17 protein-coding genes are annotated in these 12,538 nt (G+C 26.9%); 7 read left to right on the top strand and 10 right to left on the bottom strand.

What is annotated here, in order from left to right; translation table 11 throughout:
• Nucleotides 1–51 precede the first annotated feature (51 nt).
• The 3 genes from GBG18_RS01385 to GBG18_RS01375 all read right to left on the bottom strand — a co-directional run bounded on the left by GBG18_RS01385 (nucleotide 52) and on the right by GBG18_RS01375 (nucleotide 2,272).
• Nucleotides 52–945 (bottom strand): uroporphyrinogen-III synthase, encoded by an 894-nt coding sequence (locus tag GBG18_RS01385; protein ID WP_152187682.1) that lies wholly within the window; start codon nucleotides 943–945, stop codon nucleotides 52–54.
• 83 nt (nucleotides 946–1,028) lie between these two features.
• On the bottom strand, nucleotides 1,029–1,490 hold the full coding sequence (locus GBG18_RS01380) for a threonine/serine exporter family protein (RefSeq protein ID WP_226896364.1): 462 nt from the start codon (nucleotides 1,488–1,490) through the stop codon (nucleotides 1,029–1,031).
• Between the two features lie 2 nt (nucleotides 1,491–1,492).
• On the bottom strand, nucleotides 1,493–2,272 hold the full coding sequence (locus GBG18_RS01375; RefSeq protein ID WP_152187678.1) for a threonine/serine exporter family protein: 780 nt from the start codon (nucleotides 2,270–2,272) through the stop codon (nucleotides 1,493–1,495).
• Between the two features lie 145 nt (nucleotides 2,273–2,417).
• Here GBG18_RS01375 and GBG18_RS01370 point away from each other — a divergent pair, with 145 nt between their 5' ends.
• Genes GBG18_RS01370 through GBG18_RS01350 form a run of 5 tightly spaced genes read left to right on the top strand, consistent with a single transcriptional unit; the run spans nucleotide 2,418 to nucleotide 5,296 of the window.
• Entirely contained in the window at nucleotides 2,418–2,750 is a 333-nt protein-coding gene (locus tag GBG18_RS01370) for a hypothetical protein (RefSeq protein ID WP_152187676.1), read from the top strand.
• Nucleotides 2,728–3,363 (top strand): type III pantothenate kinase, encoded by a 636-nt coding sequence (locus GBG18_RS01365; protein WP_226896363.1) that lies wholly within the window; start codon nucleotides 2,728–2,730, stop codon nucleotides 3,361–3,363. Before GBG18_RS01370 ends, GBG18_RS01365 begins: the two co-directional genes overlap by 23 nt.
• On the top strand, nucleotides 3,341–3,949 hold the full coding sequence (hisG, locus tag GBG18_RS01360; protein ID WP_152187672.1) for an ATP phosphoribosyltransferase: 609 nt from the start codon (nucleotides 3,341–3,343) through the stop codon (nucleotides 3,947–3,949). Before GBG18_RS01365 ends, hisG begins: the two co-directional genes overlap by 23 nt.
• Nucleotides 3,949–4,647 (top strand): class I SAM-dependent DNA methyltransferase, encoded by a 699-nt coding sequence (locus tag GBG18_RS01355; RefSeq protein ID WP_152187670.1) that lies wholly within the window; start codon nucleotides 3,949–3,951, stop codon nucleotides 4,645–4,647. The genes hisG and GBG18_RS01355 overlap by 1 nt, the downstream gene beginning before the upstream one ends.
• A 46-nt stretch (nucleotides 4,648–4,693) precedes the next feature.
• Complete coding sequence (locus GBG18_RS01350) at nucleotides 4,694–5,296, top strand: FmdE family protein (protein WP_152187668.1); 603 nt, start codon at nucleotides 4,694–4,696, stop codon at nucleotides 5,294–5,296.
• A gap of 36 nt (nucleotides 5,297–5,332) precedes the next feature.
• On the opposite strand, the gene trpS is transcribed toward GBG18_RS01350, so the two are convergent.
• Both trpS and GBG18_RS01340 read right to left on the bottom strand, forming a co-directional pair.
• Nucleotides 5,333–6,298 (bottom strand): tryptophan--tRNA ligase, encoded by a 966-nt coding sequence (trpS, locus tag GBG18_RS01345; RefSeq protein ID WP_152187666.1) that lies wholly within the window; start codon nucleotides 6,296–6,298, stop codon nucleotides 5,333–5,335.
• A 49-nt stretch (nucleotides 6,299–6,347) separates the two neighbouring features.
• Nucleotides 6,348–7,631, bottom strand: a complete 1,284-nt coding sequence (locus GBG18_RS01340) for a TAXI family TRAP transporter solute-binding subunit (RefSeq protein WP_152187664.1) — start codon at nucleotides 7,629–7,631, stop codon at nucleotides 6,348–6,350.
• A 117-nt stretch (nucleotides 7,632–7,748) separates the two neighbouring features.
• On the opposite strand from GBG18_RS01340, the gene GBG18_RS01335 reads away from it, so the two are divergent.
• Both GBG18_RS01335 and serS read left to right on the top strand, forming a co-directional pair.
• Nucleotides 7,749–7,955: a hypothetical protein gene (locus GBG18_RS01335; protein ID WP_152187662.1), complete on the top strand. Its 207-nt coding sequence runs from the start codon at nucleotides 7,749–7,751 to the stop codon at nucleotides 7,953–7,955.
• 74 nt (nucleotides 7,956–8,029) lie between these two features.
• The gene (serS, locus tag GBG18_RS01330; protein WP_152187661.1) at nucleotides 8,030–9,268 is read left to right on the top strand and encodes a serine--tRNA ligase; all 1,239 of its coding nucleotides are present in this window, start codon (nucleotides 8,030–8,032) and stop codon (nucleotides 9,266–9,268) included.
• 521 nt (nucleotides 9,269–9,789) lie between these two features.
• Here the strand turns inward: serS and GBG18_RS01325 are convergent.
• From GBG18_RS01325 to GBG18_RS01305, 5 genes are read right to left on the bottom strand one after another with little or no spacing between them, the layout of a single operon-like run.
• Nucleotides 9,790–10,179: a hypothetical protein gene (locus GBG18_RS01325; RefSeq protein WP_152187660.1), complete on the bottom strand. Its 390-nt coding sequence runs from the start codon at nucleotides 10,177–10,179 to the stop codon at nucleotides 9,790–9,792.
• Nucleotides 10,180–10,214: 35 nt separating this feature from the next.
• Nucleotides 10,215–10,670 (bottom strand): PAS domain-containing protein, encoded by a 456-nt coding sequence (locus GBG18_RS01320; RefSeq protein ID WP_152187658.1) that lies wholly within the window; start codon nucleotides 10,668–10,670, stop codon nucleotides 10,215–10,217.
• A gap of 2 nt (nucleotides 10,671–10,672) precedes the next feature.
• On the bottom strand, nucleotides 10,673–11,059 hold the full coding sequence (locus GBG18_RS01315) for a chaperone NapD (RefSeq protein WP_076083898.1): 387 nt from the start codon (nucleotides 11,057–11,059) through the stop codon (nucleotides 10,673–10,675).
• A gap of 31 nt (nucleotides 11,060–11,090) precedes the next feature.
• Nucleotides 11,091–12,047 (bottom strand): WD40 repeat domain-containing protein, encoded by a 957-nt coding sequence (locus GBG18_RS01310; protein ID WP_152187656.1) that lies wholly within the window; start codon nucleotides 12,045–12,047, stop codon nucleotides 11,091–11,093.
• 12 nt (nucleotides 12,048–12,059) lie between these two features.
• Nucleotides 12,060–12,536 carry a ferredoxin-type protein NapF gene (locus GBG18_RS01305; protein ID WP_152187654.1) on the bottom strand — a complete coding sequence of 159 codons (477 nt, stop codon included), beginning with the start codon at nucleotides 12,534–12,536 and terminating at the stop codon, nucleotides 12,060–12,062.
• Nucleotides 12,537–12,538: the final 2 nt, after the last annotated feature.

Genomic DNA, 12,538 nt, shown 5'->3' with positions numbered 1-12,538 from the left:
AACCTCTCTTATTGATAAATAGCTTAGCTTTTAGGTAAGCCCTAGATACTTTTAATTTGTTTCAAGTGCTTTATTAACACAAGACTTAAAGGAAGTATTATCTGCAATAACAGTATTGATATCTTTAGGGATATATTGTGCTGTTGTTTTCCCAATAGATATTGCTTTATAAGATTTATCCCAAGAAAATATTTTAAAAAAATATTTAACTGTTGAAGGAGAAGTAAAGATAATCTTAGAATTTTTAGGAATTTTAACTTTTTTAACTTTTTCATTAAAACTATTTTTATAAATAATCTCATCTTTACAATCAATACTATTGTCTTTCATAATTTCTAAAAAATCAGATACTATTTCTTCTCCTCTTAAATATAAAACTTTTTTGCCTTTTAATAAGTTTAATATTTCATATGCAAATTCATTACCGTGCTTTGTTTTGCTTATATACTCTAATTTTCCATCTAAATCTTTTACTAGTTTTGCTGTTTGCTCTGAAATAACATACGAAGGGATTTTTTTCCAATTTTTATTAATTGAATTGATTGCTTTAATTGCATTTTTTGAAGTAAATACAATAGCATCATATTTAGTAAAATCTATCTCTTTATTTATAAAAGTGATTTTAAATAAAGGTATATTTTTTGCCCACTGCACTTTTTTATCGTTTAGTAAAAAAATATTTTTACTATTGTTTTTGAAATTTTCAATAAATATTGAGAATTTTTCTTTTATATTAAAACTAGTTTCTTTAAAAGTAATTGTTTTATCTTTAACTACATTAAAGGGAATTCTCTCTTTTGATAAATAATATGTAATTTTAAAAAATTCTAGTTTTGTATGTTTATTAGAGTAATCAACATCTTTAATTAAACTATTTTCTTTACTATCAAATTCATAAAATATTAGATTTAGTGATTTAATAAACTCTTTTATATTAATATTCATTTTATTCCTTATTCAAATGATATTATATCAGTTTTGTATTTGATCACTATTTATGTAGTAAAGGCTAAGGTTTTTTAGCCTTCTTAACTAATTGCTCTGTTATATCTAATATTATACAGTGATGGGAATGCTAATCCTAACCCAATTCCACCTAAGATTATAATTGTTTTTAATCCATTTTCAATAAAAAGATTGATTAATTCAGGTGTAACTCCATGAGCGTTCATCTCTATTAAATTTATTATTGCAGAAAAGGCAAATGTTCCAGGAAGTAAAGGAATAATTGATGCAATAGTATAAACAGGTCTTGGTATTATAAATTTTCTAGACCAATAAAGTGCAACTATTCCAATAATTGTAGAAGCTAAAAATGTTGCTAGTTCTAAGGGTACATCTAAGTCTTGTAATATAATTCTTGAAGTATATGCAATAGCTCCGCCAAATGCACAATAAATAAGAGCATGTTTTGGAACATTAAAAACCATAGCAAATCCAAGAGCTGGTATTGCTGCAAAGATTGCATTTAAAATATATTCAGTAATCATAACTACCATCCTTTTAAACTTAATAATGCAAGAGCTAAAATAATTCCTATTGAAGTAGCTACTGTTAGTAAAACAGCTTGCATCCAACGTCCCCAACCCATTGCAAGATAACCTTTTACTGCATCTAAAACAGAGTTTACAAAAGGAAAACCAGGAGCTAAAAGAATTACACTAGCTGAAAGAATAACATTAGGAGTTGAACTTAACTCATATATTTGTGATAGTCCTGCAACTATTGTTGCTACAAAAGCTGTAAATGCAAAAGTTATAATCATTACAAACTTTCTTTTTGCTAACTCTTGTCTTGTAAACATAGCTAAAGTTGATGCTATAAATGTTATAAAAAATGCAGAGATATCTCCACCTGTTAAATAGGCAAATGAAGCACAAGATAAACCAACCATAAACATTACTAACCATCTGTTATAATAATTAGGCTGTATCTCTTTTAGTGCTTTAAAAATAAAGTCAACATCTTGGTTCTCTTTTTCTATATTGTGACACATTTTTTGAACATCACAAACAATAGACATATTAATAGGTTTATGATGTGCTCTTCTTGTAGTGGTAACAGATTGTGTTTGATTATTGCTAAGAGTACTTAGTACTATTGCAGAGGGTATTAGTGACATTTCAACAGAGTCTATTCCTAATGCATTTCCAAGTCTTTGTGCAGTCTCTTCAATAAGTTTACTTTCTGCTCCAAATTCCAACATTAAAACTGCTGCTTTTATAATAGCTCTTGTGATTTTTGTTTGTTCTTCGTAAGTGATTTTTTTCATATTTTTTTCATTATTAATTTTTTTGATATATTATCAAGAATTTGTTAGATTTGTATGATATTTGAGTATAAAAAATAAAGAATTTACATTAAGCCTAAAATAAAAGATTTAATTAGTTATAATCGCATTTATATAAAGGCAAAAATTGAAAGAATTAACAAATTATTTTACAAAAAAAGATATTATATTTAAACAAATAAATGAAACTACTCCAAAAGAGATAGGTTCAAGAAAAAAAATAGGCATATATCATGCAACTTCTGTAAAAAAAGAGTTTTATGCAATTTTTATTGTTGATGCAAAAAGTAGATTTTTAAGAAAAAATGCAGATGATTTAATGGCTCTTTGTGAAACATTATCTTCTCATCTTGACCATAACTTTAAGAAAAAGGTATTATTAATCTCTTCTCCTTTATGCTCAAAAGCAAAGGCATATTTAAAAGAGAATAAATGGAGTGTTTATATTGATTTTATGTGATATTGGTAATACAACTTTTCATTTTTTAATTGGAAAAAAACATAAGAAATATTCTTTAAAAGATGATATACCAAAGTTTAAAGAGAAGATACTTTTCGTATCAGTAAATGAAAAAGCAACAAAGAAACTACTTGCTTCAAATCCAAGTGCAATTAATATAAAAAAATATTTAAATTTTAAAACAGAATATAAGGGTCAAGGAATTGATAGAGCTCTTGCTTGTGCTTTTGTAAAAGATGCAGTTATAGTAGATGCAGGAAGTGCAATTACAGTTGATGTAATGAAAAAAGGTATTCATAAAGGTGGATTTATATTACTTGGAATGAGCGCATTTATAAAAGCTTACCCAAAAATTTCAAAAAAACTAAAATTTGATTTTGAAAAAGATATAAATTTAGATAAAATACCGCTTCAAACAAAAGATGCCATACAATATGCTATGTTGAAATCTATCATTTTACCAATCAAAGAAGTTGCTAAAAATAAGAATATTATATTTACAGGTGGTGATGGACTAGTTTTAAGTGGCTATTTTAAAAATAGTATATATAAAAAAGATTTAATATTTGAAAATATGAAAAGGATTATTGATGCTAACAATTGCATTGCCTAAGGGAAGAATTGCTAAAGAAACATTAGAAAAATTTGAAAAGGCTTTTGATGAAAAGTTTGTTTTTGAAGATAGAAAACTTATACTTGAAAAAGCTGGATTTAGATTTTTAAATGTAAGAAATCAAGATGTACCAACTTATGTAATGCATGGTGCTGCTGATTTAGGTGTAGTAGGACTTGATGTATTAGAAGAAAAAGAGTACGACTTAATTAAATTACTTGATTTAGAACTAGGTCGATGTAAAGTTGCTTTTGGTTTAAGAAAGGGTGAACAACTTGATATGACTAAAAGTAAAATTACTGTTGCTACAAAACATGAAGTAATTGCTAAAAAATATTTTGAAGAAAAAGCAATGGCAGTTGATATTATCAAACTATATGGTTCAATAGAATTAGCACCACTTGTTAATCTTTCTGATTGTATTGTTGATATTGTTGAAACTGGTGAGACAATGAAGCAAAATGGACTTGAAGTAGGTCCTACAATTATGGAAAGTAGCGCACATTTAATTGCAAATAAAAACTCGTTTTATGCTAAAAAAGATTTAATTTTAGACTTAAAAGAAAAGATTGAAGCACAACTATAATGGGTTTAGAACTATATTCAAAGATTGAACCTTACTTAGACTTTGAAGATGAGGTTTATTCTCTTCACAAACAGTTTATGGAGTTTGTGATGGTAAATGAACTTGATAATATCATTGATATTGGATGTGGTCAAGGATACTTTTTAGATAATTTAAAAATTAATAAAAAAACTGCCTTTGGTATTGATTTAAGTGTAGAACAAATCAAAGTATGTGAAGCTAAAAACTTAAATGCTCAAGCAATTGCTTTAAGTGAAGTAGAAGAAAAATTTGATTGTGCAACTGCTATTTTTGATGTATTAAATTACATTTCAAGTGAAGACTTAGAACAGTTTATTCAAGAAACAAATCTTGTTTTAAATCAAGGCGGATATTTTGTATTTGATGTAAACTCGCACTTTGGATTTGAATATATTGCACAAGGTTGTATTACAATAGATTTAGAAGATAAATTTATTGGTATTGATGCAGTTTTTGAAAATGAAAAACTTCAAACAGATTTAACACTTTTTGAAAAAAATAAAGATAATTTATATACAAAGACAAGTGACTCAATAATACAGCAATACCACTCAAAAGAGTTTTTAACAAAACTGTTAAAAAAATGCAATTTCGAAATTCAAGAGATAAAAGAGTTTAATTTACATAGTGATGAAGACGCCGATAAATTAATCTTTATATGCAAAAAAACTAACTAACACAAAACTATTTATAATTTTGTGTTAAATAAAAAGGCACAAAATAATGACTTATCCAGATTTTTATAATAAAATTGAAACAATCAAAGTACAAGATGAATTATCATCATTTTTAGGAACATTTGAAGATGGAATTTATGAAATTTCATATTTAGATATTGTAAAAGGTGCAGGGCATTCTTGTCCTACAGTTTTAGGCGCTTATCTTATGAATTTAGAAGCTTTAAAAGCTTTATATTCTAATGAACCTGCAAAAAGGGGTGAAGTTGAAGTTTCATTTTCACAACGACAAAGTGAAGCAGTTGCAGGTGTTATTGGGAATGTTGCTATGAATATTACAGGTGCTTGTACAAATAATGGTTTTAAAGGAATTGCAGGAAAATATGACCGTAATTATCTTTTAAAATTTGAACAAGATATTAATGATGCAAGTGCAAGATTTACAAGAGTAGATACAAAACAAAGTGTTGACGTATTTTATGATCCAAGCTCAATTCAATTTGATCCATCTATGCAAGCTTTAATGCAAAAATGTGTTCAAGGTAATGCAGATGAAACTGAAAAATTAAATTTTGGTAAACTTTGGCAGTCAAGAGTAGAGAATATTTCTAAAAATATCTCTAATGTTATAACAGTAAAAGAAGTTTAATACTTCTTATAAAGGATATAAAAGAGAAAATCTCTTTTATATTAATCCTACTACATCTCTTAAAATTCTCATTTTTTCTTGTGCAATTTTAGATGCTTTTTGGGCTCCATAAGCAAGTATTTCATGTACTTCTTTTGGATTTGCTAAGAGATGTTCTCTTTTTTCTTGATAAGGTGCAAAATATTCAGTCATACTATCTAATAAAGCTAGTTTAAAATGTCCATAACCTTCACCAGGAGTTGCATATCTTGTTTGTAATTCTTTTAATTCATCTTCATTCATAAATAATTCAGATAATTTATAGATATTACAATTTTCCCATTCTTTTGCTTCATCAAGCTCTTTAGAATCTGTTACTATTCTCATAACTTGTTTCTTGATTTTCTTTTTTGTGTTAAACATATCAATTGTATTTCCATAAGACTTAGACATTTTAGCACCATCAGTTCCAGGAACAGTTGCTAGTACTTCATCTACTTTTGATTGTGGTAATACAAATAAATCTTGCTTATAAGTATGATTAATTGAAGTTGCAATATCTCTTGCAATTTCAACGTGTTGTATTTGGTCTTTTCCAACTGGAACTACTTCTGAGTCAAATAATAAAATATCAGCTGCCATTAGTACAGGATATGAGAATAAACCATGATTTGCTTGAATTCCTCTTGCTGTTTTATCTTTATAAGAGTGAGCACGTTCTAATAATCCCATCGAAGTATGATTTGAAAGTAACCAGTATAACTCTAAAACCTCTTTTACATGGTGTTGTACCCAAAAAGTTGCTTTCTCTGGATCCATTCCTAATGCTAAAAAGTTTACAGCCGCTTCAAATGTATTTTGCTCTAGAACTGCTTTGTCTTTTACAGATGTTAATGCATGATAAGATGCAATAAAAGCAAATAGCTCCCCTTGATTTTGTGATTCAATAATTCTTTTGATTGCACCAAAGTAGTTTCCTATGTGCAATGTCCCTGATGGTTGAATACCTGATAAAATTCTCAAAGTATTATTCCTTATATTTTTTTTGTAATTATAGCAAAAATAGCTAAAATTAATAAGAGTTTATTTTTATATTTACCTTTGAGATAATAAGCTCTAAATGCATGATTAAATCATAATATTCACCCATATATGATAAAGGCACTTTTGTCTCTTCTTTTATCTCTTTTTTTAACTCTTCAATTTCTAGAAGTTTATTTTTCAACTCTTCTTTTTCAAGTCCCTCAAGATCTAAATCTAATGCTTGAACTTCATCATACCATCTATATATTTTTGAACGTATACTCCATCTATAAAGAGGGAAACCACCTTTTAATAAAGGAATTAGAAGTGTTAGTAAAGGGATTAAAAGGATTTTTAATCTGTCAAGATTTGATGCAATCCAATAAGGAAAGATTTTTTCTAACCATGTATCCCCGTATTCAAAGTATCTCTGTGCTTCAGTACTAGGAACAATTGTAATATTATCTATATTTGGAAATTGGTTTTCTGTTTCAAAAAGAGTTTTTTTATTATGAATATTTTTGATACTTTTTAAAATTAGTCTTGTTAGCTCTTCTGAAAAATCTTCTCTTACAACTAAAGTTGCAGTCGTAGATAATAAGTTTACATTTTGTGAAGGTAGGTTTTTATATAAATTTATTGTTCCCTCATAAAGAGTAATAGGTTCTAAGAAATTATACTTTCTACTATATGCTTTTGCTCTTTTAAAACTAAAAAGATTTATATCTGGATTCTCTAATAATTCTTTAATAATAGGAGAATCAGGTGAAATAACTAAAAACATTGCATCTATTTCACCTTTTAAAAGTTTATCTTTTGCTTCTTTTGTAGAATAGTTTAGAATACTTGAATTTGTATTATTAACATTGTTATCGTTTAATATTTTACTACTTAAATCAAATGTTCCACTGCCTTCTTTTCCTATAGATATTTTCTTTGAAGTTAATTCGACTATATAATCCATAGTATATTTTTCATTCTTGTAAAATATCCATAATGGTTCATAGTATGTTGAAGCTAGAGATTTTATTTTATGAGTACTTACATCATGGTCTATACCATTTTGAATAAAAGCCATGTCAGCTTTTTTTTCTTTTAATAAATTCAAATTATCAATTGAACCATTTGATGTAATGATATTTACTTTTACTTTTTGTTTTTCTAATATCTCTTTATATAAAAGTGCAGTTTTATAATATTGACCATCTTTTGAACCAGTTGCTATAGTAAACTCTTTTTTAGATGGAGGTTGAATAAACTGTGAAGTTATATAAAATGAAGCTACGATAAGCACAAATATCAATAAAGAAAGGGGTAAAAATTTATTTTTCATTCAAAATCTTTTTTATTTATATCTTATACAAAACTTTATAAAAAGCTATATAATTAATTATTAAAAGGTAATTAAAATATGTTTATGATACAATTCGCAAAATTTTAAGGAGATATTATGGCAATAGTAAGAGTTGAAAGAGCATGTGGTTGTTTTAGAAATTCAGACTTTGAACAAGTTACTGAATGTGAAACAATTGATGCAGCTTTAGAAAAAGCAAATGAAATGTGTACAGTTATGAATGAAGAATTTTGTGAAAAACATAGATTTAAAACTCAATATGTTGAGGGTGAAGTTCTAATAAAAATGGAAATGAACGGATAACATTTTTATCTCATCTAATCTCTTTGTAGCAATTTTTAGATATAATGCAAAAAATATAAATACAAAGAGAAAAGATGATTGATATAAAACTACTACAAAAAGACTTTGAAAATATGGCGAGCGCTTTAAAAAGAAAAGGCGTGGCTCAAGAAATTTTAGACAACTTAAAATCTATCTCAGAAAATGCAAAGCTTAAAAGACAAGACATGGAAAATGTTACAGCTGAGCAAAATAAACTTTCACGTGAGTTTGGAAGATATAAAAAAGAGGGCTTAGACATAGCTCCACTTCAAGCAAATATCAATGAATTAAAAGAAAGAAAACAGACTTTAGAAGATGAAGTTAGAAGTATAGAAGAAGAATTAACTTCTATAGCACTTGGTGTTCCAAATCTTCCTGATGATTGTGTTCCTAATGGTGCAAATGAAGATGAAAATGTTCTTTTAGAAACAATTGGAGAGAAGCCTGAATTCTCTTTTGAACCAAAAGAACACTGGGATTTACCAAATGAATGGATTGACTTTGAAAGAGGTGTAAAGCTAGCTAAGTCTAGATTTGCAGCACTTAAAGGTGAGGGTGCTAGAATGGAGCGAGCATTAATTAATTATATGCTTGATTTTAATAGACAAAGAGGTTTTGAAGAATGGTATGTTCCATTTATGGCAAACTCTAATGCACTTCAAGGAACAGGTCAATTACCAAAATTTGAAGATGATTTATTTAAAATTGAAGGTGAAGATTTATATTTAATTCCTACTGCTGAAGTACAATTAACAAATCTAGTAAATGATGAGATTTTAGCTTCAGAAGAACTTCCTATGTTACTTACATCTTATACACCTTGTTTTAGAAAAGAAGCAGGAAGTGCAGGTAGAGATACAAGAGGACTTATAAGACAACATCAATTTGATAAAGTTGAAATGGTTGCTATTACAAAACCTGAACAAAGTGAAGAAATATTTGAAAAAATGGTAAATTGTGCAAGTGATTTATTAACATCATTAGGACTTCCTCACCAAAAAATGCAATTATGTACAGGTGATTTAGGATTTAGTGCAGCTACAACAATTGACTTAGAAGTTTGGTTACCAGGACAAAATAAATATAGAGAAATTTCTTCAATTTCTAATACAAAAGAGTTCCAAGCAAGACGTGCAAAAATTAGATATAAAGACGGGAAGAAAAACATCTTAGCTCATACGTTAAATGGAAGTTCATTAGCAGTTGGTAGAACACTAGTTGCTATTATGGAAAACTATCAGAATGAAGATGGAAGTATAAGAATTCCAGAAGTACTTAAAAAGTATATGTAAAGAGATATTTATTTATCAGTTAAAAAAAAAGGATAAGTTATTTAACTTATCCTTTTTTTTTGTCCGCACACTCTGATTTTATTTATTAAAAAAGTATTTAAATATATTCAAAATAAAATCATTTTAACATTATAAAAATTTCGATTTTTTACAATAATGAGTAATTAAGAGAAGTCTTATCCTGAAAAAATTTTACAGCTACGTAATTTTTTACTAAGGAGAGATAATAGATAAAACTTCTATTGCCAAAAGTATACCATAAAAAATGCTATTTTAATGCTACGAAAGGATTTTTTTTTGAAATTTATAGATTATAATAAGAATTATAATGAAATTAATAAAGAATTTTAAAAAATATAAATTGGAGGATTATTTAATTGGAAGTATAAAAGAAGCTTTACCGTGAAAAATCTTATATTTGACTTTTATTTTAAAAGGAGGGGAGGAGGTAAAGCTTCTTATTATGTTGTAATTATACATAGATTAAAAAAGTAAATTAATGATATAAATCAATATTCTATTTATTTTACAAAAACTTTTGAATCATACAGTTTTTTATCAACTCTAACTTCAATATAGCCTTTTGTTACATTATAATGCTTGAAAGTTATCTCTTTTGCAATTTTAATTTTATGCTTATTATAAATTGGTATTTCTTTTATAAATTTTCCTAGTGAGTTGCCTATTTTAACTTTTGGCATGATATTATTTAGTTTTCCAAAGACTACTATTTTACTAAAGCATATACCATTATAATCATCTTTGGTTTTTCTTACATGCTGTATATTTTCACCTTTTCCATTTTCATGAAAAATACCAATTGCATGTGCAGCTTTTATTTGTGTTGAATAAGCATTTAAGTTTGTAAAGAAGAGAGCTAATAAAGCTATAACTATAAATTTATTTTTCATAATTATAACTTTACTATATTTTTGTGTAATTTTTGTTATTTCTTATATTCAGTATAACTTACATGACGAATTAATTCACCAGATGTTAGTTTTAGTTGATCATATTTTACTTGATATTCTACTTTTTTTTCAAAACTCATAGGAGTTCTAATAGACTTATATTCAACTAATTTCCCATCTTTATGAACTTCAGATATTTCAGCATAAACCCAATAATAACCTTGATCTTTACGTAAGTTTTTTACATAACCTGACCATTTACCTTTTGTTTCTAATTCTTTCCATAAGTCACTAAAAATAGCTTTTGGCATATCTGGATGTCTTACAATACTATGAGGATTTCCAATAAGTTCATTTGCTTCATATCCAGAAATCTCAGCAAATGTATCATTTACATAAGTAATATTACCTTTTAAATCAGTTCTTGAAACAATTAACTCTTCACTTGGTACAATTGTTTCTAATAAAAAATTACTTGAATTATATTCCATGATTATTTTCCTGTATTATCAAATGTTCTTGCAAAACCTTCTAAATCTTTCTTTTTTAAATCCCCATTATAAACTATATCTTTAGGATCTATATCTTCGTCATTTAAAACTTTTGGTACAACTTCCGCATTATCTAAAACTTCCATATGTGCACTTAACTCATCTTCACTATATGCCATTTGCATATCAGCTGATGCTACATGTGGAATTGCTTCTATTACTCTTAATTTCTTTAGCTCTTCTTCAACTCCAGCACCTTCAATAGTAATAATAATTCTTCCTAATTCATCATGCATATGATAATCACATACATCACATTTTTTTAAAGACTCTACTACTTCATCTAGATACTTTGGTAATGTTTGCACTACAATACTTGAAACGTTCATTTTATAATCCTTTTGTTTTAATCAATTAATCTTAATCAATTTTATAGTAATTTATTCTTTCATCATCACTTGTGACAAAAACTTCTTTCTCATTTATAAATACAATATTTGTAAGAGTTGTATTATTACCTTTTAGCATAGATAAATCTCTTTGTGTTTTAGTATTAAAAACTTTTACTTCATTGTTTTCAGTACTTGCAATTCCTGCAATCTCTCCACTAGGACTAAGACCTGCACTATAAATTAGAAATGTTGCATCTTTATGATAAGCAGTTTTTTCTTTTATTGAAAAAACAGCTGCTCTTCTATCTTGTCCTGCTGTTAATATAATATCATTTTTTAAATCAACTTGAAATACATTATCAAGATTTTGCTTCTTAAATACTTCTAATATTTTTAAAGTATCTGTATCAAGCATTTGTAAAATACCACTTTCATCAGCAATTACAATACGTTTTTTATCTTCACTTAAGACAAAGTTTGAAAATTTAGATTGTGATATTTGAGTTTCTAATAGTTGCTTTTTATTTTCTAAATCGTATAAATATAATTCATTAGATAATAAAGAAAATACAATTTTACTTTTATTAATAAATTTAGCTCGAGCTATAAACATTCTTTTTTTAGCAGAAATAATTTCTGTAAGCTTTGAATTTTTATAAAGATGGATCGCTCGGCCACCTTTACTTCCTTGTGAAAGTATTAGTATACTATCTTCAAAAACATCAACACTATATATTTTAGAATTAATTTCATCACCCATAAAATCTTTTATTTTAGGTAATGTAATTGAAGATATCTTTTCTTTTGTGTTTATATCAAAAATATCTACTTTTGATGCTTTTGTTGCTACATATAACTTACCATTTTTTATTACAAGATCTGTAATACCACCACTTGCTAAATATGTGTAGCTTGGATTTATATCTTTTGCATTTAATGTAAAAAGAAATAAAACTAGAAAAATAGCTGCTTTGATAAAAGTCATAGTTTTCCTTTATTAGATTATTTTTATAGCTTGTGTTGGACATACTTTTATGCAAAATCCACATGATGTACAGTTATCATTTATTTCAGGTCTAAACATACCTAAAAAATCGATAGCTTCATCAAAACAAGGATCTTTACAAGAAAAACACATAGTATCATTCCATGCTAAACAAGTACTTATATCTATTTGTATTTTAGCATTTATATTCTTTTTATCTTCAATAGATAAAACTTCATTTGGACAAGCAATTGCACATTCATCACAATATGTACATCCATTTAAGGAAAAGTCAATTATTGGAGTTTTATCATCTTTTATAACGATAATATTTTCTTCACAAACAGTACCACAAATTCCATCACACTCTATACAGTTTGTTAAAAAAACTTCTTCATCTTTATAATAAGGTGGTCTTAAAATAATCTCTTGCTTTTCTTTTGTTTTAAAAGAAGAAGCAAGAGAGCTAAATAGCTCTCTTCTTTCCATTT

Source organism: Poseidonibacter ostreae, from assembly GCF_009208075.1.
Lineage (GTDB): Bacteria > Campylobacterota > Campylobacteria > Campylobacterales > Arcobacteraceae > Poseidonibacter > Poseidonibacter ostreae.
This window is presented reverse-complemented; position numbering and strand designations above follow the sequence as displayed.

Excerpts from the sequence above, each read along its gene's own strand:
- GBG18_RS01385 (WP_152187682.1), bottom strand. The coding sequence starts at position 945 with ATGAATATTAATATAAAAGAGTTTATTAAATCACTAAATCTAATATTT.
- GBG18_RS01380 (WP_226896364.1), bottom strand. The coding sequence starts at position 1,490 with ATGATTACTGAATATATTTTAAATGCAATCTTTGCAGCAATACCAGCT.
- GBG18_RS01375 (WP_152187678.1), bottom strand. The coding sequence starts at position 2,272 with ATGAAAAAAATCACTTACGAAGAACAAACAAAAATCACAAGAGCTATT.
- hisG (WP_152187672.1), top strand. The coding sequence starts at position 3,341 with ATGCTAACAATTGCATTGCCTAAGGGAAGAATTGCTAAAGAAACATTA.
- GBG18_RS01355 (WP_152187670.1), top strand. The coding sequence starts at position 3,949 with ATGGGTTTAGAACTATATTCAAAGATTGAACCTTACTTAGACTTTGAA.
- GBG18_RS01350 (WP_152187668.1), top strand. The coding sequence starts at position 4,694 with ATGACTTATCCAGATTTTTATAATAAAATTGAAACAATCAAAGTACAA.
- GBG18_RS01340 (WP_152187664.1), bottom strand. The coding sequence starts at position 7,631 with ATGAAAAATAAATTTTTACCCCTTTCTTTATTGATATTTGTGCTTATC.
- GBG18_RS01335 (WP_152187662.1), top strand. The coding sequence starts at position 7,749 with ATGGCAATAGTAAGAGTTGAAAGAGCATGTGGTTGTTTTAGAAATTCA.
- serS (WP_152187661.1), top strand. The coding sequence starts at position 8,030 with ATGATTGATATAAAACTACTACAAAAAGACTTTGAAAATATGGCGAGC.
- GBG18_RS01325 (WP_152187660.1), bottom strand. The coding sequence starts at position 10,179 with ATGAAAAATAAATTTATAGTTATAGCTTTATTAGCTCTCTTCTTTACA.
- GBG18_RS01320 (WP_152187658.1), bottom strand. The coding sequence starts at position 10,670 with ATGGAATATAATTCAAGTAATTTTTTATTAGAAACAATTGTACCAAGT.
- GBG18_RS01315 (WP_076083898.1), bottom strand. The coding sequence starts at position 11,059 with ATGAACGTTTCAAGTATTGTAGTGCAAACATTACCAAAGTATCTAGAT.
- GBG18_RS01310 (WP_152187656.1), bottom strand. The coding sequence starts at position 12,047 with ATGACTTTTATCAAAGCAGCTATTTTTCTAGTTTTATTTCTTTTTACA.
- GBG18_RS01305 (WP_152187654.1), bottom strand. The coding sequence starts at position 12,536 with ATGGAAAGAAGAGAGCTATTTAGCTCTCTTGCTTCTTCTTTTAAAACA.